Raw genomic sequence first — 19767 nt, 5'->3', positions numbered from 1 at the left:
CAGCTGCGGGACAAGGGCAACACCGTGCTCGTCGTGGAGCACAAGCCAGAGACCATCACCATCGCCGACCACGTGGTCGACCTCGGCCCCGGCGCGGGCACGGCGGGCGGCACCGTCTGCTTCGAGGGCTCCGTGGCCGGGCTGCGGGCGAGCGGCACCGTCACCGGCCGCCACCTCGACGACCGGGCGAGGCTCAAGGACTCGGTGCGCTCCGCCTCCGGCGCGCTGGAGGTTCGAGGCGCTTCGACCCACAACCTCCGGGACGTGGACGTGGACATCCCGCTCGGGGTGCTCTGCGTCGTCACGGGGGTCGCCGGCTCAGGCAAGAGCTCGCTGATCCAGGGCTCGGTCGCCCAGCGTGACGGTGTGGTGGTGATCGACCAGGGGGCGATCAAGGGCTCCCGCCGCAGCAACCCGGCAACCTACACCGGCCTGCTCGAGCCGATCCGCAAGGCGTTCGCCAAGGCCAACGGCGTCAAGCCGGCCCTGTTCAGCTCCAACTCCGAGGGCGCCTGCCCCACCTGCAACGGCGCCGGCGTCATCTTCACCGACCTGGGCATCATGGCCACCGTCGAGTCCACCTGCGAGGAGTGCGAGGGGAAGCGGTTCCAGGCGGCCGTGCTCGAGTACAGGCTGGGCGGCAGGAACATCGCCGAGGTGCTCGCGATGTCGGTGGTCGAGGCCGAGGCGTTCTTCGGCGACGGCGAGGCGCGCACACCGGCCGCCCACAAGGTCCTCGACCGGCTCACCGACGTGGGGCTCGGCTACGTCAGCCTCGGCCAGCCGCTCACCACGCTGTCCGGTGGCGAGCGGCAGCGGCTCAAGCTGGCCGCCCAGATGGGCGAGAAGGGCGAGGTCTACGTCCTCGACGAGCCGACCACAGGTCTCCACCTCGCCGACGTCGAGAACCTGCTCGGCCTGCTCGACCGGATCGTGGACTCCGGCAGGTCGGTCATCGTCATCGAGCACCACCAGGCCGTCATGGCCCACGCCGACTGGGTCATCGACCTCGGCCCCGGCGCCGGCCACGACGGTGGGCGAATCGTCTTCGAGGGCACACCGGCCGACCTCGTCGCCGCCCGCACCACCCTCACCGGCGAGCACCTCGCGGCGTACACCGGCACCTGACCGAGGCAGCCCACCACCCGGCGGTCGACCCACCCGGTGGTCATCGGCCCGGCGGTCGACCCACCCGGCGCACGAAGGACGTTCGCCCCTGTGTGGGCACCGCCTGCGGCGTTGTGATGGAGGTGGGTCCATGCCTCTTGCCGTCGGACGGTGAGCGAGGACGAGGAGGCGGTCATGCAAGACTTCGTGTTCTGGCAGGTCCTGTGGCTGGTCTGCGGGGTGGTGACGATCGTCGCCGCGGTGTTGGCTCGGCGGAGCCGACGGTGGCGGTACGCCGGACGTGCCTCGGTGGGGGTGCTCTTCGTCATCGGGGGTGCACTGCTGCACGTCCTCAACCTGGCGACGGGCGCGGACTACGCCGGCTTCGCTGACCCTGCCCACTTCGAGTGGGTCACGGACGCCTGGCAAGCCGTGGTGCCATCCAACGCGGTCCTCCTCATCGGACTGCTGGCGGCGTTCGAGGCGGCAGTCGGGGTGATGGCTCTGTGCGGTGGACGCTGGACCCAGCTGGCCTACGCGGGTGTCGTCGCGTTCTACCTGGCGCTCTGGCTCTTCGGATGGATCGAGACCGTGTGGGTCCTGGCCATGCTGGCGCCGATGCTGCTGCTGCTGCGTGCGGAGCGTGAGGCCGCGGCCGCCTCCCGGCCCACCGGACAGGTCAAGGCTTCGGTGCGCGGACGCCTGGTGTGAGAACGCTCCGGTCCGCGGCACCGCCACGCCGCAGGCCAGGGTTCGCGTCCCGGCCTGCGGCGATGGCGTCTCTCACAGGCTCAGCCTGCGGGAGCCGTGCCGAAGAACCGCCGGGTCCGGGGCAGGCGGCGGAGCACGAACCGGTCGAGCAGGAGCACCACCAGCAGCGAGGCACCGAACACGGGCAGGAAGACCGCCAGCGCGAGGATGCCCGCGGCCAGCAGCGGCGACGTCCGCAGGGCCGACCCGCCCCGCGGCGCGCCAAGCTGGCCGTTCCCACGCGGGCGCCGGCGCCACCACATCAGCGGCCCTGTGACGCAGGAGGCGACCACCGCAAGGCAGAAGGCGGTCGTGAGCCACATGTTCAGGGTGCCGAAGCGGCGTCCCTCGTGCAGCGCGATGCCCTGGGAGACCACCTTGGCCAGGGCTGGGTAGTTGGCGTACCCGTAGCTGCTGACGGCCTGGCCGCCGTACTGGTCGACATGGACGGTGCGTTCCTTGGCGGGGTCGTTGAAGGCGTAGCCGATCGCGGAGAACACGCCTTGGTCGTCCGCTGGAAGGGCGACGGTCAGGGGGTGGGTCAGTCCCTCCCGGTCGGCGACGGCGACGGCCGTGTCGAGGTTGGCGACGGACACCTCGGTCCCGGGCGCCCCGGACTGCGGGACGCCGGTCTTCTCCTGCGCCCAGGGGATGACGTGGTGGCTGTGCGGCAGCGACTCGTCCAGGGTCGAGGTGGGGTCGGACAGGGCGCCGTGGTCCTGCGACCAGAACGAGGTGCCGCCGGCGGTGGCCAGCTTCTGTGCCTGTGCACCCCAGATCCCGGTCCACGGCAGACCGGAGACGACGAGCAGCAGCAGGCCGATCCCGACGACCGCGCCCACTCGGGCGTGGTTGCTGCGGAGGGCAGCCCCCGGTGCCCCTGCGGATCGCTGTCGCTTCCGGGCCCGGCGTCCCCGGAAGAAGAGGTAGTAGCCGGTCAGCGCCATGACGATCGCCCAGCAGGCGCCGAGCTCCATGATCGTGTCGCCGACTCGGCCGGCCATGAGGTCGGCGTGGATTCGCACGGCGGTGCCGCTGATCGTGGTGTCGGGGTTCAGCGAGCCCAGCACGGTCGCGTCGTAGGGGTCGACGAACACGTCGCGGGTCTGCTCGTCCGCCGTCTGGATCGTGAAGCGGGTGCTGTGGTCGGCCTCCGCGGGCTCGGTCATCGAGACGACCGTCGCGTCGGGGTGGGCCTGCGCAACGGCCTGCCGTTGCGCCTCGTACTTCTGGATCACCTGCCCCGGCTCATGGTCTACCCGCATGAGGTCGTGGTGGACGAGCGGTTCGATCTGGAACCGGAACATGTAGACCAGCCCTGTGACCGCGAGGACGAGCAGGACGGGAATGACGACGGCGGCGGCATAGAAGTGCCAGCGCCAGAAGGCCCGGAACAGGCCAGCAGGGCGGCGGGCCGCCGGGACGGTTGCTCGCGCGCGGGAGGGTGAACGGCGGGCAGGGTCATCGACAACGGACATGGATGTGCTCCTCAGACAGGGCAGCCTCGGACGAGGCAGGACGGGGTGCGCGGTATACCGCCCATCGCCGAATGGGACGGGCAGGCGCCGCGGGGGTGTCTGTGCGCCGGGCTAGGCGCGAAGGAGGTGCGGCGGGCCGCGGCGAACGGCGCTGGAGGCCCGCCACACGTCATCCGTGACGAGGTCGCCCACCCAGTGGAGTGCACGCTCGAGGCCCCGCCACGACGAGGGGTGGGGGGCGCTCAGGGTCAGGGACGCCAGCCCTCGCGCACGCAGACCACCATGGACAAGGCACCTCGCGAGCCGGATCGGGACCTCACCGAGCCTGCGCGCCGTCCACCAGGACTGCTCACCACGCGACAGCAGCCATCCGACCAGGAGCCCCACCACGAGGTGCGCGCCGAGCATGGGCGGCGAGGGCAGCAGGTCCCCCCACGACGTGGTCCCACCCCCGACAGCGTGGGCGTGCGCCGAGCCTGCGTCGAAGAGGCCCCGGGCCGTCGTGTGGGAGTGCCCCCCGCCCAGCTCCACGGCCAGCTGCCGTGTCGGCTGCACGTCTGGCGAGGCCGCCAGGGCGGCCACGGTGTGGCTCAGGTGCACCACGAGCTGCAACGCCAGCAGCAGGCCCGCCGACCGGCGCACGCTCATCCGACGGCCGGTGAGGGGAGTCGCAGCCACCGCGAGCACCGCGACAATCCCCAGCGTGTGAAGCGCCCCAGCGCGGTGGCCGGAGGCGGCCAGGTGGGCCAGCGACGAGACGGTCACCGCGAGCCATGCCGAGGTCAGCGAGCGCGCGAGGCGCATCACCCGGCCGGACTCGTTGGACACCCGCCGGAGTGTAGCCGCGTTGCCCGCTGCAGCGTCGCTGCGCGTGGCGGCTACCCGCGGGCCGACGCGTAGCGCTGCAGGAACAGGGCCTCGGTGAGTGCCATCGCCTCGATCTCTCGCGGGTCGACGCTCTCGTTGGGCGCGTGGATCAGCCCCATCGGCTCCTCCACGCCCATGAGGATGAGCTCCGCCTCGGGGTAGGTGTCCGCGAACACGTTGCACAACGGGATGGACCCGCCCTGTCCGAGCGTCGTCATCGGCACGCCGTAGGACTCCAGCATCGCCGCTGCGATCGCCGTGTAGGCAGGACCGTCCGTGGCGGCCAGGAAGGGCGAGCCGACCGCCTCGGTCTCCACGTGCACCCGGACTCCCCACGGAGCGGCCGCGGTGAGGTGGTTGACGAGCGCGGCCCGGGCCGCCTCGGGATCCATTCCGGGTGGGATGCGCAGGTTGAGCCGGGCGGCAGCATGAGGGGTGATCGCCGAGGCCGACCCGACCACGGGGGCGCAGTCGATGCCGAGGATCGTCACGGCCGGACGCGCCCACAGCATGTCGGAGACGCTCCCATCGCCCAGCAGCGAGGCCCCCTCGACCACTCCTGCGTCAGCGCGGAACTGCTCGGGCGGGTACGGCTCGCCCGACCACGTCTGGGTGGAGTCGAGTCCGCGGATCGTCGTGTTGCCCCGGCTGTCGCGCAGGCTGGCCAGCATCGACACCAGGGCGGCCAGCGCGTCGGGGGCGGCACCGCCGAACATCCCGGAGTGGAGCTCGGACTCGAGGGCCTCGACCCGCACCACCACGTTGACCATGCCCCGCAGGCTCACGGTGACCGCGGGCCGGCCCACCGCCGCGTTGCCGGTGTCGCAGACGAGGATCACGTCGGCCCGCAGCAGGTCCGCGTGCGTGGGGACGAAGGCCTCCAGCCCACCGGTGCCCTGCTCCTCGGACCCCTCGACGACCAGCTTGAGGTTGAGCTGCAGCGAGTCCCCGAGGGCGCGCAGGGCGGTGAGGTGCATGAGGATGTTCCCCTTGCAGTCGCAGGCACCGCGGCCGTACCACCGCCCGTCGACCTCGGTGAGCTCGAAAGGCGCTGTGCGCCAAGCCTCTTCGTCCAGTGGGGGCTGCACGTCGTAGTGGGCGTACAGGAGCACCGTCGGCGCCGCCGGGTCGGAGCACGGCCGGGAGCCCACGACCGCGTTGCTGCCGTCCGCGGTCTTCTCGAGGTGGGCGTCGGTGAAGCCCAGGCCAGCGAACCGGCCGAGCACCCACTGTGCGGCGCGCTCGCACTCCTCCGGGGGGTACTGACGGGGGTCAGCGACCGACGGGATCGCGACGAGCTCGGCGAGCTCGTCGCGCACCCCTGGCATCAGGTCGTGGACGCGCGACCTCAGGTCCATCGCGGTCACCCGCCCGTGGTGTCGCTCAGCTTGAGGCTGTTGACGAACTCCTGGAACTCCTCCAGCTCCTGCGGGCAGTAGATCTTGATGACCATGAGCTCGCCCTGGACCACCCGGCTGTCCGCGATGACCGGGCGGCTCCCCGGGCCGCCCGACCCGTTGGCCAGCTGGGCCAGCAGGGTGGCCCGGCTCAGCGCTCCGTTCGGGTCGGCGCAGATCGCTCCGCCGTCGTCACCGAGCACCCGCACGATCGCCTCCTGCGACGGCGCCCGTGCTCCCGCGTTCTCGAGCTCGGTGACGAGCTGGGCGGCCTTCTCCTCGGCCTCCGCCGTCGACCTGGCGGACCGGAAGGCGAACAGCCCGACGACCATCAGCAGCCCGAACACGATGGCCAGGATGACGTAGAGCGTGGACCGCTCCCGGGCGGTCTGGGTCTCCTCGACCGTGCTCATGACTGGCTCACCTCCTCCCGGGGCTCCTCCGGCTGCCTCCACGAGGGCTTGCGCATCCGGTAGAAGAGGAAGGGCACGAGCAGCCCGAGTCCGAGCGCACCACCGGCCACGATGAAGACGTACACCCCGCCGTTGCCCTCACCGAACTGCGACGGCGGGATGAAGCCGACCAGCAGGGCAGCCAGGGAGGCCGCGAAACCGACGCCGCACAGGGAGCCCAGGATCGGCGCGCGGTAGCCGCGCGGGTGGTCGGGGTGGCTGCGCCGCAACCGCACGGCCGCGACGAACATCAGCAGGTACATGATCAGGTAGACCTGCGTGGTGATGACCGAGAAGATCCAGTAGGCGCTCGAGACCGTCGGGATCAGTGCGTACCCCAGGGCGATCACGGTCGTGATCGCTCCCTGCGTCACCAGGATGTTCTGCTGCACGCCGTTCTTGTTCAGCTTCTGCAGGAACGGCGGCAGGTAGCCCTCCTGCCGCGAGATCAGCAGCAGGCCCTTGGAGGGCCCGGCCAGCCACGTCAGCATGCCGCCGAGCGAGGCGGCCACGAGCATGATGCCGATGATCGGGGTGAGCCACTGCCACCCGAACTCGGCGAAGACAGCCTCGAACGCCTGCATGATGCCGGCGGTCAGGGAGAGCTGCTCGGCCGGCACGAACCAGCTGATCGCCAGGGCCGGGAGGATGAAGATGAGCAGCACGAGCCCCATCGCCAGGAACATCGAGCGGGGGAACTCCCTCGATGGGTTCTTCAGCGACCCCACGTGCACCGCGTTCATCTCCATGCCGGAGTAGGACAGGAAGTTGTTGACGATGAGCACGAGGCTGGCCAGGCCTGCCCACTCGGGCAGCAGGTGGCCTGCGTCCATGGGTGCAGCCGACTCGTTCCCCTGGCCCAGGAAGACGATGCCGAGGGTGACCAGCAGGACGCCCGGGATGAGGGTGCCGATGATGAGGCCACCGCTGGCCAGACCGGCGATGCCCTTGGTGCCGCGGGAGGAGACCCACACACCCGTCCAGTAGACGACCACGATGACGAGCGCCGTCCACACCCCGCTGCTGGCGAGCTCGGGGTTGATGACGTAGGCCAGCGTGCTGGCCACGAAGCCGAGCAGGGTCGGGTAGTAGAAGATCGTCATGGCGAACTGGCACCAGACGGCAAGGAACCCCATCGGCTTCGAGATGCCCTCCGACACCCACTTGTAGACACCCCCCTCCCAGCCTGAGGCGAGCTCGGCGGAGACCAGCGAGGTCGGCAGGAGGAAGATGATGGCGGGCACCAGGTAGAGGAACACCGCTGCCAGCCCGTAGACGGCCATCGTCGGCGCCGGGCGCAGGCTCGCGACGGAGCTCGTGGTCATCAGCGCCAGGGCCACCCACGAGATGTATGCCGCGGCGGGCGCGCGGGTGCGGGCCCTCTCGACGGGTACGGACCCGCTCACCGGGACGTCAGCGGCACTCATGGGGGCTCACCCGCCGTCGTTGGCCACGTGGTCCGGACGGCGTGCCCTGGCATCCCCCCGGTCCCGTGGTGATGGTCCTGGTCGTGTTCATCACCATCGCCCCTTGTCTCGAGACGTGAACCTGTTGCGATTGCACGGTATGAGCCCGCCAACAAGGGGGGCTCATCCCCCAGGGGTGATCATGGCGGGCCGGGCCGGCTCGCCCAGGGCTCACTCGACGATGGCGAGGCCGTGGTCGGTGTTGTTGAGCCGCTGCCCGCCGTCGTCCGTGACGGCCACGATGTCCTCGATCCGCACGCCGAAGCGCCCCGCGAGGTAGATCCCCGGCTCGATGGAGAAGCACATCCCCGGCACCAGCGGCTGGCCCTCGCCCTCCACCATGTAGGGCGGCTCATGGGTCGTCACCCCGATGCCGTGCCCGGTGCGGTGGATGAACTGCTCACCGAATCCCGCCCGGGTGATGACGGCCCGCGCCACCCGGTCGATCTCCTGGCAGCTGACTCCCGGGCGGACCGCCTCGAAGGCAGCCTGCTGCGCCTGGCGGACCACGTCGTGCACCTTCCGGATCTCCGGGGTCGGCTCCCCGACACAGACCGTCCGGGTGGTGTCGGAACCGTAGCCGTCCATCAGGCCGCCGAAGTCCAGCACCACGGCGTCGCCTCTCTCGATGACCCGGCTACCCGCCTCGTGGTGCGGGTTGGCGCCGTTGGGTCCGGAGCCGACCACCGTGAAGTCCACCTGCTCGTGCCCGAACCGTCGGAGCAGCCCTGCCAGGTCGGCGGCGACGTCGGTCTCACGACGGCCGGCGAACGGCATACCGATGATCTCGCCGTATGCCGCGTCGGCAGCCGCGCCGGCGGCCGCCAGCCGTGCCAGCTCGTTGCCGTCCTTGACGGCACGCATCATCGGGAGGCACTCGGTCAGCGGCTCGTAGTCGGTGGAGGGCAGCTGCCGCTGCAGGCCGAGGAGGTGGAGCGCCCAGGCGGAGTCGGAGATGCCGAAGTGCCCCTGCTCGAGCAGCGCGGCAGCCACCGGGTACGGGTCCGTGCCGTCGGCCCAGTCCATGATGGTGAGAGCCGACGCCCCCTCCGCGGACTCGGCGTCGGGGCGTTCGAGCACGGGCACGAGCAGCGTCGGCTCCTGGCCCGGGCGCAGGACCAGCATGGTCAGGCGCTCGGTGATGGCAGTGGGCCGGTATCCCGTCAGCCACACCAGGTCCGGTCCAGGGGTCACCGCGACCCCAGCAAGGCCGGCCTCGACGGCGGACCGGACCACCCGGTCCATGCGGCCTCGGTAGTCCGCGCTCGTGAACGCCGGGGGGCTCGGGTGCTGGGTGCTGGTCATGGTGCCTCCCTGCCTGGCGTCAGGCGCCTCACGCTAGGCAGCCGGCAGGGCGGGCGGCATCCCCCGTCGGGGATGAGCCAGGTCGCTGGTCGGCCGCGCCCCCACCGGCGGTGGCGCGTCAGTCGCGATCGCGCCCGCCGCGACCGACCTCGCCGTCGTGCTCTCCCGCGAGGGCGGTGACCCGGACGACGCGGTCGACGTCGAAGCGCTCCCACGCCCCACGGTGCTGGGCGTCCAGGCCCTCCACCGCTGACAGGTCCAGCACCACGGGGTCGCGGACCTCCTGGGTGACGCCGTGGAGGGTCACGGAGGCCGGGCCGCCCGCCTGCAGGTTGCGGAGCCAGTCCACCCGCTCCCCGTAGGGCAGCGGGATGATGTAGCCGTCGCCGAGGGGAACCGCCACCACGGGTGTGGCGTGTGGGCGACCCGAGCGTCGCCCGGTGTGGTTCAGCACCGCGGCATACCAGTGTCGGCGCCCTGCCACGGTGAGCATGAGCGGGTTGAGCACCCACTTGTTGAGGTGTCGGACGGCGTCCCTGGTCGCGGGCCCCCCGACGCGCAGCGCCACGGCGACGCCCGTGACGACAGCCGCGAGCCCGGCTGTCGTCCAGAGCAGCGCTCGGCGAGCACACCGGTCCGCACTTCGTTCCCTGCTGATGTACCCGCCTCCCCGTCCGAAGCTGTTGCCACTCAGTGTCAAGCCGCGGTTGGGCCGCCATCAAGAGCCGCCCCCAGCGCCCCGCCAGAGCACCTGGGATGAACATCTGGTGAACCCGCCACGCGGTCCACGGGCCGGGCGTACCGTCGATCCACCGCGCACAGGGGCAGGGGGACGTCATGCTCAGGACAGCAGCAGCCGTGTCGGTGGCCCTCGTGGCCCTCGGCGGACTCGCGCTGGCGCCACCGGCCCAGGCCGCCCGGGCGCTGGCCGTCACCACGGAGACCCGCGCAGTCCTGCTCTCGCCGACCCAGGTCGAGGTGCGCGGCTCGGTCACCTGCGTCGGTGGGCCCGAGACCGGAAGCGTGGGGGTGGTCCTGGTGCAGCCGCCGGGATCGGTCGCCCAGGACGGCGGCGGATCGGCGCCGTTCGCGTGCGAGGCCGGCGAGACGGTCCGGTGGGCGGCACTCGTGACCGCGCACGACGGCACGCGGTTCCGCACGGACCGTGCGCGGTTCAGCACCTACGCGAGCACGCCGTGCTCGGACACCGAGACGGACTGCCCCAGCGCCGACGACAACGGCACCCTCGCCATCCGCGCGGCGTCCCGAGGGGACGGGGTCGACCTCAGCCCGACGAGCCTGAGGTTCGGCCGGCAGGCCTTCGGCTCCTTCACGAAGCGGACCTTCACGATCACCAACACGGGCTCACGCACCCTCGACGTGTCCATCGACAGCCGGGTCATGCCCGACGACTTCTCGCCCGGCCAGCCGGAGTCGACGTGCCCGCTCGCCGGCGTGGGGGTCAACCTGCTCCTGCCGGGCGACTCCTGCACGCACACGGTCGGCTTCCAGCCCGACCCCTTCTTCGAGCAGCCCGAGAGCGCCCTGATGTCGGTCACCGCGCGGGACCTCAGCGGGGCGCAGGTCGAGGACGCGCGGGTGCGGCTCAGCGGCCGCGGGTACTGACCGCCACCACCGGCCGCCCGCCGGCCCTGACCGCGGTCGGCGTGAGCGGCGTGGGGACGATCACCCCGGGATGATCCAGCGCAACAGGGTCACGAACCCGATGACGGCGCAGATGACGAACAGCACCGCGAGGATGACGGCGATGACGACCGCCGTGTCGGGGCCCCCGCCCTGGTCCGTGCCCTCCTCCTGGTGCCCGGGTCGCCCGATGGAGGCTGCGACGGCCCCCGTCTGCTCCGCGCGTCGGCGCAGCGCCTCCACGCGCTTGTTGCCCGGCTGCTCCCGGACCGTGCGCGGCAGGCTGCGCCACATCTCCGGGAAGTGGTCGTCGTACCGGTCCCGCCAGGCCTCGATCGCCTCGTCGACGTCGTGGCCGCGTCGGGCGGTGCCGAACCAGGCCGCCCCCGCCGCGGGGAGGTCGCCCATCGTGTGGTGGACCTCGCCCAGCAGCTCGAGCGCCTCGTCGTCGTACTCGTCGCGCAGGTAGCCGGTCAGCCGGTCGCGGGCCTTCCAGGCGCGTCCGGCAGCCAGGTCGGCGCGGGCCCGCTCGACGGCACCGCTGTGGTGTCCGAGGTCCGCGCTGGTCGTGTCGCGCTCGGCCCGGGACGGGGTCTGCTGGCTGTCGTCGCTCACCCCCGTGAGTATGCCGCGTGGCCCAGTTCGCGGCGCTGCCGCACCCGTCGGCCAGGCGGGGCAGCCCCGCCGCCCACGCCCGGCACCGCCCCGCGCCTGCCCCTGCCGCTACCGGTGGCCGCTCATCCGCCTCGGGTGATGTCGGGCGGCACCGAGCGCGCCCAGACTGGCGGCAAGCACGGCCGGATCCCGCCAGACGACGAAAGGGCTCGACATGGCCAAGCAGGAGAAGGACGCCCTCTACGTGATCGCCGCCGCATACGACGACGTCGACACGGCCGTCTCGGACTACGAGGCGATCAAGGCGCTGTACCAGGAGGTCAAGACCTCCCACGACTTCGACGCGGCCGTCGTGGCCAAGGACGAGGACGGGAAGGTGAGCATCGTCAAGAAGCACGAGCAGCCGACCCGCCACGGCGCCGCCGTGGGCCTCGGCTGGGGTCTCGCGGTGGGCGTGACGGCGGCCCTGTTCCCACCGGTCGGCATCGGCCTGGCGACGGCTGGAGCGGGCGGTGCCGCCATCGGCGCCGTCGCCGGCCACGCCAGCGGGGGGATGTCGCGGGGCGACCTGAAGGAGCTCGGCGAGACGCTCGACGCCGGCCAGGCCGGCCTCGTCGTGGTCTACGAGACGAACCTGGCCGACCAGGTCGCGGCCAACATCAAGGCCGCCAACCGACTGGTCTCCAAGGCCACCGACATGGCCGCCGACCAGCTCGCAGCCGACATCAAGGCGGCCCAGAAGGAGGCCGGGGCGGGCGCCTAGCACCCACCCGTTGTCCTGCGTGGGATCAGCGACGTCCCAGCGTGCGGGCTCACCGATCGCGGGCGCCGCCGTCGCGGGCAGCCACCTGACCGGGGGTCACCGCTTCAGCGCACCCACTGCACCGCCTGCTCCCTCGCGGCCTCGACCTGCGAGCCGGACTGGCGCCGCGACATACGCCGCAGGACCCCCGGCACGACGAGGGCGCCCACGACGGCCCAGGCCCCCAGCACGAGCGCGGTCTGCATGGGTCGCCAGGAGCCACCGACCTCCAGCGCCTTCGCCGAGTCGGGCAGGAAGGCTGACCGCATGCCGAGCCCGATCCAGTACATCGGGAAGACCTGCGCGACGACCTGGACCCAGCTCCACAGCGCCTGGATGGGGAAGAAGATGCCCGAGATTCCCGTGAGCACCATGACGGGGAGCATCCCCCACGTCCCCACCTTCTGCGTGCTGGGCACGAGCGCACCGATGGCCATGCCGATCGGCATGGTCGCCAGCAGGCCCAGCACCAGCACCCAGCCCACGGTGACCCAGCCGGCGGTGCCGTTCGCCATGAGGTCGTCGAAGAGCAGGAAGCTCGGCAGCAGGATCACCAGCATCTGTGGCACGAGGCTCAGGCTGTTGAAGAGCAGCTGCCCGGTGAAGTAACCGGTCAGGCCGTGGGGGACCGCCTTGTGCCGCAACAGCGTCCCGTCCTCGCGCTCCATGGCCAAGGCATACGCCGGGCCGATCACCACCCCGAACGCCACCAGGGCCGCGAGGATGCTGGGCAGCGCGACCGAGGGGACCATCAGGTCCGTCCCCTCGACCGGGTCGTCGCGCCGGAGGAAGAGGTACCCGAGGACCGCCACCGCCGTGAAGAGGTAGAACCCCTGGTCCTGCGCGCTGCGGATGCTCTGGCGGAACTCCGTCCACCCCCGGCGCAGGCCGAGCCGGATCGCGTGCCGCCGCGGGCTCATCGTCCCGCCCCCTCGAACAGGCCGACCGTGGACCGGGGCTCGCCCGACTCCTCCGCGTGGACCAGCGAGAGGTACGTGTCCTCGAGACTGGCTCGGCGCACCTCGAGGTCCCGGAGCCGCTCCCCGTGCTCGGCGAACAGCCCGCGCACGAAGGCCGTCGCATCAGCGGAGGTCCGCACGAAGCGCTCGCCGTCGACGCTCCAACGCACCTCGGTCTCGCCGGCGACCTGCCGCGCGAGGTCCTCGGCGCTCCCGTCAGCAACGATCCGGCCCTGGGCCAGCACGAGGATCCTGTCGGCGAGCTTCTCCGCCTCCGCGAGGTCGTGCGTGGTCAGCAGGATCGTCGCGCTCTCGACGTCGGAGAGCCGCTCGACGAGGGCGTGGAACTCGCGGCGCGCGTGGGGGTCGAAGCCTGCCGTCGGCTCGTCGAGGAAGAGCAGCTCCGGGCGTCCGACGATCCCCACCGCGACGTCGAGCCGCCGCCGCTGGCCGCCGGAGAGCGTGGCGATCTTGCTGTCGGCGAGCTCGGCGAGACCCACCGTCTCGATCAGGGCGTCGACGTCGAAGGGTCGAGGACGCTCCGGGGTGGAGTACGGCGCGTAGTACCCCCCGAGCTGGGTGAGCAGCCGCCGCGGAGTCCAGCGCGGGTGGTCACGCCACGACTGGAGCACGACGCCCGTCCGCGCCCGCCAGTCCTCGCTCGCGGTGGCTGGGTCCGAGCCGAGGACGGCGACCTCGCCGGCACTGCGCATCCGGAAGCCCTCGAGGATCTCGATGGTCGTCGTCTTGCCTGCACCGTTCGGTCCGAGGAGGCAGACGACCTCCCCTCGGTGCACGTCGAAGTCGACCCCGTCGAGGACGTCCCGCTGGCCGTAGCGCATGCGCAGCCCACGCACGCTGATCGCGGCCTCGGCCGTCGTGCCCGGTTCCGGCTGCTCAGCCATGCCCTGGCCCTCCCCGGGTGTGCTGCGCGTTGTCACTGGCTCGTCCTGTCGGTTTCTCGTCATTGTGCAGCCCAGGGCGCGTCACCTGAACCCTCAGGTCCCTGCTGTGGCCCGAACGTGTCGTGCCAGCCCGTCACACGCGAGGCGACGGCGCACGGCGGCGCGCGTCAAGGGGGTTGCATTTGTTACTCGCGAGTACCACCATGGAAGTTACCGGCCAGTACGGTCGGCGGACACTGCCGTCACGACACGTGGAGGATCCGGCCATGGGCCACTACAAGAGCAACCTGCGCGACCTCGAGTTCAACCTCTTCGAGGTGTTCGGCCGGGGCGAGGTGCTGGGCCACGGGCCCTATGCGGAGGTCGACGCCGACACCGCGCGCGAGATGCTCAAGGAGGTCGCCCGGCTCTCCGAGAACGAGCTCGCCTCCTCGTTCGCCGAGGCCGACCGCACCCCGCCGGTCTACGACCCCACGACCTGCTCGGTGACCATGCCCGAGTCCTTCGCCACGAGCTACCGGGCCTACATCGACTCCGGCTTCTGGAACGTCGACGTGCCCGGTGAGCTCGACGGCACCGTCGCCCCGCCGTCGCTGAAGTGGGCCATGAACGAGATGGTGCTGGGCGCCAACCCCGCCATCGCGATGTTCGCCGCCTCCTACTCCTTCGGCAAGCTGCTCTACTTCCTCGGCACCGACGAGCAGAAGAAGATGGCGCGCTGGATCATCGAGAAGGGCTGGCACTGCACCATGGTGCTGACCGAGCCGGACGCCGGCTCCGACGTCGGCGCCGGGCGCACGAAGGCCGCCCAGAACGACGACGGCACCTGGAACATCACCGGCGTCAAGCGGTTCATCACCTCCGGCGAGTCCGACATGACCGACAACGTCGTCCACTTCGTGCTCGCCCGCCCCGAGGGGGCCGGCGAGGGCACCAAGGGACTCTCGCTCTTCATCGTCCCCAAGTTCCACGTCGACCTCGAGACCGGCGAGCTCGGCGAGCGCAACGGCGCCTACGTCACCAACCTCGAGCACAAGATGGGCCTGAAGGTCTCCACGACCTGTGAGGTCACCTTCGGCGACAGGGAGCCGGCGGTCGGCACGCTGCTCGGCGACACCCACGACGGCATCGCCCAGATGTTCCGGGTCATCGAGCACGCCCGGATGCTGGTCGGCACCAAGGCGATCTCCACTCTGTCGACCGCCTACCTCAACGCGCTGGACTACGCGAAGCAGCGCGTGCAGGGCGCGGACCTGACGCAGATGACGGACAAGTCGGCCCCGCGCGTCACCATCACGCACCACCCCGACGTGCGCCGGTCGCTCATGACGCAGAAGGCCTACGCGGAGGGGCTTCGAGCACTCGTCGTCTATACCTCCACGCAGCAGGACACCGTCGACCAGGCCTTCCTCGAGGGCGGGTCGGAGCAGCTCGAGAAGGACAGCCCGGCCGACATGGCCAACCGGGTCAACGACCTGCTGCTCCCCATCGTCAAGGGCGTCGGCTCCGAGCGGGCCTGGGTGCTGCTCGGCACCGAGTCGCTGCAGACCCTCGGCGGGTCCGGCTTCCTGCAGGACTACCCGATCGAGCAGTACATCCGTGACGCCAAGATCGACACCCTCTACGAGGGCACGACCGCGATCCAGGGCCTGGACTTCTTCTTCCGCAAGATCATCCGCGACAAGGCGCAGGCCCTCTCGCACCTCGCGATGCAGATCCAGGAGTTCGCCAAGGACCTCGGCGCGGTCGGCGGCGCCCTCGACACCGAGCGCGAGCTGCTCGGCAAGGGGCTCGAGGACGTCCAGGGCATCCTCGGCTTCATGGTCGGCGAGCTGATGAAGTCCGACCCGCGGCAGGAGGGCTCGGACGTCACGAACCTCTACAAGGTCGGCCAGAACACCTCACGCCTGCTCATGGCTGCCGGCGACCTCGTCATCGGTTGGCTCCTGCTCCGCCAGGCCGAGGTGGCCAGGAAGGCCCTCGACGCCGGGGCCTCCGGCAAGGACCTCGACTTCTACCAGGGCAAGATCGCGGCCGCGTCCTTCTTCGCCCGCAACGTCCTGCCGAAGATCGCCGCCGAGCGCCAGATCGCCGAGGCCACCGACAACGCGCTCATGGACGTGCCCGAGTCGGCCTTCTGACACGACCCCACCACGCCGTATGCCGGGTGGGCACCTCGTCGGTGCCCACCCGGCATACGCGCGTCTGGGGTGGTGTCGTGCCGGCTAACCGTCCGGCGGCGCTGTCAGCGCGGGAAGCGGATGAACTCGCTGAACTGGTGCGAGCCCTCGCCGCGGGTGGCCTTGCGGTAGCTGTAGGTGTCGGGGCGGACGTGGTTGTACTCCTCGACCATGAAGCTGCCGTCGGCGTTGACCTTGGCGACGTAGGCGACGTGGCCCCAGGTGCCGGAGTCGCGCACCGCGATGTCGCCGACACGGGGGGTGCTGTACACGGGGATGCCGGCGGCGCGGGCGGCGTTGTCCCAGTTGGTCGCGTTCCCCCAGTGGACGCCCTTGTAGTAGTTGTGGAAGGGCACGCCGAGGTTGTGGTTGGCCCGCCACGCGGCGAAGGACGTGCACTGGCCCTTGTAGAAGTTCCAGCGGTCGACCCCGGAGGTCGCGCCGCGGTAGGGGTAGTCGTCCTTGATCGCGCCGGTGGGCGCCGGGTTGGTCGAGCCGCTCTTGCACACCGGGGCGACCCGCCCGTCGGACCCGGTGTAGACGAAGGCGTCCGAGACGTAGCGGTTCGGACCGATCTTGTCCCACAGGTTCGACGTGCCGTACCTGCCCTTGACGGTCGTGCCGCGCGCCTGGCAGATGATGTCGAGCCTGGCACCCGACGAGACGCGGCCGACCTTGGCGTAGCTCGTGCCCGGGCCGGACCGCACGACGAGGTGGTCACCCCCGGTGCGGACGCGGCCGGTGGCAGCGTCGGCGATCGCTGCTCCGCCGGCGACGACGCCGAGGCCGAGCGCTGCGGCGAGCCCGAAGCGGACGGTGCGGTTGGTGCTGGTCAGTGCGGCCATGATCTCTGCTGCTCCCCTGCTGTCAGTGTGGCCGCCTCTCGAGCGACCCTGTCCGACAACGAAACTAGGAACAGCCGAACCATCCGTCCATGGGGAGGACTCCCCGGTCGATGGGCGGGGTCCCCGCGCTCAGCGCGGGGCGCACTCCCCTGTCGATGGGCCGGGTCCCCCACAAAGGGGCACGGAGACCGCTCCGCAGAGGCACACTGGTCCGCAGCCAACCGGGGGGTCCGCAATGAGTTCGTGGCGCAGAACGGCCGCCGCTGCCGGGCTGCTGTCCGTCGGCGTGACGCTGGCCGGCTGCGGGGCCGACCGCGCGGACCAGGCCGTCATCGACCGGCTGCGGACCGAGGCGATCCTCGACGCCCCCGCCGGCGCCACGCCGCTCGCCTCGCGTACCCACAAGGGTGGCGGCTCTGACCTCGCGGGTGTCAGGGGCGCTTCGTCGGTCACGGTCACCTGGGCGACGACCCGACGACCGGACGAGGTGGCCGCGTTCTTCCACTCGACGTTCGACAGCACCTGGGACCTCCACGACAACGGCTACGCACCCGGCGGCGGCTGGTCGGCGATCGGCGCCGACCGCAAGTCTCCCGGCACCGTCGCCACCATCGAGGCTCGGGCGCCTCGATCCGAAGACGGAGCCCCGGTCGAGGCGAGATCCGTTGTCACCGTGCAGCTCTCCGCCACCCGCGAGTGACGCCGCGGCTGCGTCGCGACGTGCGAAGGGCGGCCCGGAGACTCTCCGGACCGCCCTCGGCGCAGCGCTGGTCAGCGGTTGGGGTCGACGTCCACCTCGTCGACCCGCGAGCCGGTTGCCGGGTCCGTGTGGCTGACCCGGCGGGCGGAGTAGCCACCGGCGGCCGTACGGCGGTTCGTCATGACGAGGGACAGCAGGATGGCCAGCGCGCCGGCGGCCATGCAGATCCAGCCGATCATGCCGAGGTTGACGGCGTCGACGGAGGCGTTGAGGGCGAAGGTCAGGATGGCGCCAACGACGATGAGGAAGATTCCAAGTCCGATGTACATGCTCGCTCCTGTGCTCGCGGGTCCGGTCGAACCCGTTGCGGCAAAGGTAGTGCGAAAGCGACCAAACGGCGCGGATGAGTGGGACGGTGGCGTGGTCGCGCAGCTCGGTGATCGGCATTCCGACGGGCAGGTCACGGACCGCTTCGGGGTGCGCTGGCCCATCGGGCACCAGGGCTGACCCCCGAGCCCCGTGACTCAGCGGGCCGGCGGTGACGCCGCGAGCGTCTTGGTCATGAAGAGCTCGTATCGGCCATCGCGCACGTGCTCGCTTGCTCCCGTGAAGTGGTAGCCGAGGCGGAGGTACGCGCGCCGACCGCGAGCGTTGTCCTCCATCACTCCGAGTGCGACCGTGGTCGCACCTGCGGCCTGCACCATCGACTCGCAGGCGTTGATGAGAGCCTCGACAGCACCGGTGCCCCGTGCACGTGGGTCGATCCACATGCCTGCCAGGCACCACTCGCGGTCGAACTCGTACACGCCGGCAATGCCGACATCCACGCCGTCTCGGGAAGCGAGGAACGTCGCGGGCCGTGCCGCGCGACGGCGCCACTCGGCCTCGTCGAACGCCTGCTCCCTCGCCGACGTCGAGCCGAACATCTCGGGTGACTCGGCCAGCGCCGCCAGACGGACATCTCGCATCCGCTGCCATTCATCGGGCCCAACGCGAGTCACGTGCGGGAGGCACGTCGGACGTTCCTTCGACTGTTCCGGCGGCTTCATGCCCTGCAGCATGCCGCAGGGCTTCGGCCTCGCAGCCCTTCCGACACGCTGACCCCCGATGGTGGAGGCACCTCGCGCGGGGTTCGCGCTTGTCCACAGGCCTTGCCACGTCGCCACACTGTCCACAGGTCCTGCCGCCAGGCTTGTGTTTCATTCTCGGGTATGCCGCGTAATGCGTTGCGGCGCAGCGGTTTCCGCCCGCATGTGGGGAAGAAGCGTTGTCGGTGGTCTCACCTACGGTTGTCGTCATGGAGGGGAACCAACGCGACCAGACCGCGGAGCCGGGCACGAGCCGGGCCGCGGGCACTGGCTCGGACATGGGCCTGAGCCTGGCCGAGCACCGTGAGCGGATCGCGGCCGGTCGCGCCTCCATGGTGGCGCTGGGTTCGGTGTTGTGGCAGGCCCCGTCCGGGGGTGGCCCGGACGGTCTGTCGGGGCTGTTGTCCGAGGTCGACGCGCTGGGCATGGCGTGCGACGCCGGCCGGGTGGCGGTGGTGCACGAGGCCATGCAGCGGGGTGAGACGTCCGGGGGTCCGGCGGCGATGACGACGGCGCAGTGGGTGCGCCACCATGCCCCGTCGACCAGGGCCGGCGGCGGGGCCGGGGGTGCGGCGACGGTGGTGGCCGTGGCGCAGGCGTTCCAGAAGCACGTCAATGCCCCGGTGCGGGAGGCGGTCGAGGCAGGTCGGTTGGCGGTGGGCTCGGCGGCGGCCGTGGTCTCGGAGTACGACAAGCTGCGCCCGATGCTCGGGGACCTGATGCACGAGCCGGCCCTGACCACCCTGATCGACCTGGCCGTCGACGGCGGGCCGCGGGCCTGCCGGAAGGTGCGCCCGCTGATCCTGGCCCGGTACGGGGGGAGGGGGTGCTGCAGGACCAGCAGGACCGGGGGAAGTCGTTCATCGCCCTGTCCCAGCCGGTCGACACCGGCGCCGACACCTTCGAGTACCGGCTGACGCTGGACGTCGAGGGCAAGGCCGCCCTCGAGGCGGCGCTCGGACCGCTCTCGGCCCCGCAACCCGTGGACGGGGAACGCGACCTGCGCACCTCCGACCGGCGCCGCGGCGACGCGTTCGTGCAGCTCGTCCGCCGCGCGGTCGCGGCCGGTGAGGAGCGCGGCAAGACCACCAAGGCCACCCTGGTCCTGACGATGGGCTGGGACTCCCTGCGCGACGGGCTCGGCGCCGCCACCACCCTGGGCGGCCTGGATGCCGGCACCCACCTCGCCCCGGAGACGGTGCGCAGG

21 protein-coding genes are annotated in these 19767 nt (G+C 71.3%); 8 read left to right on the top strand and 13 right to left on the bottom strand.

Going from position 1 to position 19767, the window contains the following annotated elements; all coding sequences use genetic code 11:
- Together VIB11_RS09885 and VIB11_RS09880 are read left to right on the top strand one after the other, a co-directional pair.
- On the top strand, positions 1 to 1128 hold a 1128-nt coding region (locus VIB11_RS09885), incomplete at its 5' end, for an ATP-binding cassette domain-containing protein (RefSeq protein ID WP_332030774.1).
- Between the two features lie 150 nt (positions 1129 to 1278).
- Positions 1279 to 1818: a hypothetical protein gene (locus VIB11_RS09880; protein WP_332030772.1), complete on the top strand. Its 540-nt coding sequence runs from the start codon at positions 1279 to 1281 to the stop codon at positions 1816 to 1818.
- Between the two features lie 80 nt (positions 1819 to 1898).
- Here VIB11_RS09880 and VIB11_RS09875 read toward each other — a convergent pair whose 3' ends face one another.
- The 7 genes from VIB11_RS09875 to VIB11_RS09845 all read right to left on the bottom strand — a co-directional run bounded on the left by VIB11_RS09875 (position 1899) and on the right by VIB11_RS09845 (position 9390).
- Entirely contained in the window at positions 1899 to 3335 is a 1437-nt protein-coding gene (locus VIB11_RS09875; protein WP_332030770.1) for a PepSY domain-containing protein, read from the bottom strand.
- 111 nt (positions 3336 to 3446) lie between these two features.
- Entirely contained in the window at positions 3447 to 4163 is a 717-nt protein-coding gene (locus tag VIB11_RS09870) for a hypothetical protein (protein WP_332030768.1), read from the bottom strand.
- Positions 4164 to 4213: 50 nt separating this feature from the next.
- On the bottom strand, positions 4214 to 5560 hold the full coding sequence (locus tag VIB11_RS09865) for a dipeptidase (RefSeq protein WP_332030767.1): 1347 nt from the start codon (positions 5558 to 5560) through the stop codon (positions 4214 to 4216).
- Between the two features lie 5 nt (positions 5561 to 5565).
- On the bottom strand, positions 5566 to 6012 hold the full coding sequence (locus VIB11_RS09860) for a hypothetical protein (protein ID WP_332030765.1): 447 nt from the start codon (positions 6010 to 6012) through the stop codon (positions 5566 to 5568).
- On the bottom strand, positions 6009 to 7478 hold the full coding sequence (locus VIB11_RS09855; RefSeq protein ID WP_332030763.1) for an APC family permease: 1470 nt from the start codon (positions 7476 to 7478) through the stop codon (positions 6009 to 6011). Before VIB11_RS09855 ends, VIB11_RS09860 begins: the two co-directional genes overlap by 4 nt.
- Before the next feature lie 210 nt (positions 7479 to 7688).
- The gene (locus VIB11_RS09850; protein ID WP_414695803.1) at positions 7689 to 8822 is read right to left on the bottom strand and encodes an aminopeptidase P family protein; all 1134 of its coding nucleotides are present in this window, start codon (positions 8820 to 8822) and stop codon (positions 7689 to 7691) included.
- Positions 8823 to 8940: 118 nt separating this feature from the next.
- Positions 8941 to 9390 carry a nitroreductase/quinone reductase family protein gene (locus tag VIB11_RS09845; RefSeq protein WP_332030761.1) on the bottom strand — a complete coding sequence of 150 codons (450 nt, stop codon included), beginning with the start codon at positions 9388 to 9390 and terminating at the stop codon, positions 8941 to 8943.
- Between the two features lie 269 nt (positions 9391 to 9659).
- On the opposite strand from VIB11_RS09845, the gene VIB11_RS09840 reads away from it, so the two are divergent.
- Positions 9660 to 10448 (top strand): hypothetical protein, encoded by a 789-nt coding sequence (locus VIB11_RS09840; RefSeq protein WP_332030759.1) that lies wholly within the window; start codon positions 9660 to 9662, stop codon positions 10446 to 10448.
- Between the two features lie 60 nt (positions 10449 to 10508).
- On the opposite strand, the gene VIB11_RS09835 is transcribed toward VIB11_RS09840, so the two are convergent.
- Complete coding sequence (locus VIB11_RS09835; protein WP_332030757.1) at positions 10509 to 11081, bottom strand: DUF6584 family protein; 573 nt, start codon at positions 11079 to 11081, stop codon at positions 10509 to 10511.
- A 214-nt stretch (positions 11082 to 11295) separates the two neighbouring features.
- On the opposite strand from VIB11_RS09835, the gene VIB11_RS09830 reads away from it, so the two are divergent.
- Entirely contained in the window at positions 11296 to 11844 is a 549-nt protein-coding gene (locus tag VIB11_RS09830; RefSeq protein WP_332030756.1) for a DUF1269 domain-containing protein, read from the top strand.
- A gap of 104 nt (positions 11845 to 11948) precedes the next feature.
- Here the strand turns inward: VIB11_RS09830 and VIB11_RS09825 are convergent, their stop codons facing one another.
- Both VIB11_RS09825 and VIB11_RS09820 read right to left on the bottom strand, forming a co-directional pair.
- Positions 11949 to 12803: an ABC transporter permease gene (locus tag VIB11_RS09825; RefSeq protein ID WP_332030754.1), complete on the bottom strand. Its 855-nt coding sequence runs from the start codon at positions 12801 to 12803 to the stop codon at positions 11949 to 11951.
- The gene (locus tag VIB11_RS09820) at positions 12800 to 13747 is read right to left on the bottom strand and encodes an ABC transporter ATP-binding protein (RefSeq protein ID WP_332030752.1); all 948 of its coding nucleotides are present in this window, start codon (positions 13745 to 13747) and stop codon (positions 12800 to 12802) included. Before VIB11_RS09820 ends, VIB11_RS09825 begins: the two co-directional genes overlap by 4 nt.
- Before the next feature lie 266 nt (positions 13748 to 14013).
- On the opposite strand from VIB11_RS09820, the gene VIB11_RS09815 reads away from it, so the two are divergent.
- Positions 14014 to 15888, top strand: coding sequence for an acyl-CoA dehydrogenase (locus VIB11_RS09815; RefSeq protein WP_332030750.1), 1875 nt, complete (start codon positions 14014 to 14016; stop codon positions 15886 to 15888).
- Between the two features lie 104 nt (positions 15889 to 15992).
- On the opposite strand, the gene VIB11_RS09810 is transcribed toward VIB11_RS09815, so the two are convergent.
- The gene (locus VIB11_RS09810) at positions 15993 to 16772 is read right to left on the bottom strand and encodes a CHAP domain-containing protein (RefSeq protein WP_332030748.1); all 780 of its coding nucleotides are present in this window, start codon (positions 16770 to 16772) and stop codon (positions 15993 to 15995) included.
- A 235-nt stretch (positions 16773 to 17007) separates the two neighbouring features.
- Here VIB11_RS09810 and VIB11_RS09805 point away from each other — a divergent pair, with 235 nt between their 5' ends.
- Positions 17008 to 17472, top strand: coding sequence for a hypothetical protein (locus tag VIB11_RS09805; protein WP_332030746.1), 465 nt, complete (start codon positions 17008 to 17010; stop codon positions 17470 to 17472).
- Between the two features lie 71 nt (positions 17473 to 17543).
- Here the strand turns inward: VIB11_RS09805 and VIB11_RS09800 are convergent, their stop codons facing one another.
- Together VIB11_RS09800 and VIB11_RS09795 are read right to left on the bottom strand one after the other, a co-directional pair.
- Positions 17544 to 17801 carry a DUF6458 family protein gene (locus tag VIB11_RS09800; RefSeq protein ID WP_332030744.1) on the bottom strand — a complete coding sequence of 86 codons (258 nt, stop codon included), beginning with the start codon at positions 17799 to 17801 and terminating at the stop codon, positions 17544 to 17546.
- Positions 17802 to 17996: 195 nt separating this feature from the next.
- Positions 17997 to 18440 carry a GNAT family N-acetyltransferase gene (locus VIB11_RS09795; RefSeq protein WP_332030742.1) on the bottom strand — a complete coding sequence of 148 codons (444 nt, stop codon included), beginning with the start codon at positions 18438 to 18440 and terminating at the stop codon, positions 17997 to 17999.
- A gap of 329 nt (positions 18441 to 18769) precedes the next feature.
- Here VIB11_RS09795 and VIB11_RS09790 point away from each other — a divergent pair, with 329 nt between their 5' ends.
- On the top strand, positions 18770 to 19477 hold the full coding sequence (locus VIB11_RS09790) for a hypothetical protein (RefSeq protein ID WP_332030740.1): 708 nt from the start codon (positions 18770 to 18772) through the stop codon (positions 19475 to 19477).
- A partial coding sequence (locus VIB11_RS09785; protein WP_332030738.1) for a DUF222 domain-containing protein occupies positions 19387 to 19767 on the top strand: 381 nt, incomplete at its 3' end. The genes VIB11_RS09790 and VIB11_RS09785, both read left to right, overlap by 91 nt.

The sequence above is a fragment of the Pedococcus sp. genome (genome assembly GCF_036554925.1).
Classification (GTDB): Bacteria; Actinomycetota; Actinomycetes; order Actinomycetales; family Dermatophilaceae; genus Pedococcus_A.
Note: the sequence above shows the minus strand (reverse complement) of the source record. Positions and strands in the feature narration are given on the sequence as shown.

Excerpts from the sequence above, each read along its gene's own strand:
- VIB11_RS09875 (WP_332030770.1), bottom strand. The coding sequence starts at position 3,335 with ATGTCCGTTGTCGATGACCCTGCCCGCCGTTCACCCTCCCGCGCGCGA.
- VIB11_RS09865 (WP_332030767.1), bottom strand. The coding sequence starts at position 5,560 with ATGGACCTGAGGTCGCGCGTCCACGACCTGATGCCAGGGGTGCGCGAC.
- VIB11_RS09860 (WP_332030765.1), bottom strand. The coding sequence starts at position 6,012 with ATGAGCACGGTCGAGGAGACCCAGACCGCCCGGGAGCGGTCCACGCTC.
- VIB11_RS09855 (WP_332030763.1), bottom strand. The coding sequence starts at position 7,478 with ATGAGTGCCGCTGACGTCCCGGTGAGCGGGTCCGTACCCGTCGAGAGG.
- VIB11_RS09850 (WP_414695803.1), bottom strand. The coding sequence starts at position 8,822 with ATGACCAGCACCCAGCACCCGAGCCCCCCGGCGTTCACGAGCGCGGAC.
- VIB11_RS09840 (WP_332030759.1), top strand. The coding sequence starts at position 9,660 with ATGCTCAGGACAGCAGCAGCCGTGTCGGTGGCCCTCGTGGCCCTCGGC.
- VIB11_RS09830 (WP_332030756.1), top strand. The coding sequence starts at position 11,296 with ATGGCCAAGCAGGAGAAGGACGCCCTCTACGTGATCGCCGCCGCATAC.
- VIB11_RS09825 (WP_332030754.1), bottom strand. The coding sequence starts at position 12,803 with ATGAGCCCGCGGCGGCACGCGATCCGGCTCGGCCTGCGCCGGGGGTGG.
- VIB11_RS09820 (WP_332030752.1), bottom strand. The coding sequence starts at position 13,747 with ATGGCTGAGCAGCCGGAACCGGGCACGACGGCCGAGGCCGCGATCAGC.
- VIB11_RS09815 (WP_332030750.1), top strand. The coding sequence starts at position 14,014 with ATGGGCCACTACAAGAGCAACCTGCGCGACCTCGAGTTCAACCTCTTC.
- VIB11_RS09810 (WP_332030748.1), bottom strand. The coding sequence starts at position 16,772 with ATGGCCGCACTGACCAGCACCAACCGCACCGTCCGCTTCGGGCTCGCC.
- VIB11_RS09805 (WP_332030746.1), top strand. The coding sequence starts at position 17,008 with ATGAGTTCGTGGCGCAGAACGGCCGCCGCTGCCGGGCTGCTGTCCGTC.
- VIB11_RS09800 (WP_332030744.1), bottom strand. The coding sequence starts at position 17,801 with ATGTACATCGGACTTGGAATCTTCCTCATCGTCGTTGGCGCCATCCTG.
- VIB11_RS09795 (WP_332030742.1), bottom strand. The coding sequence starts at position 18,440 with ATGCGAGATGTCCGTCTGGCGGCGCTGGCCGAGTCACCCGAGATGTTC.
- VIB11_RS09790 (WP_332030740.1), top strand. The coding sequence starts at position 18,770 with ATGGAGGGGAACCAACGCGACCAGACCGCGGAGCCGGGCACGAGCCGG.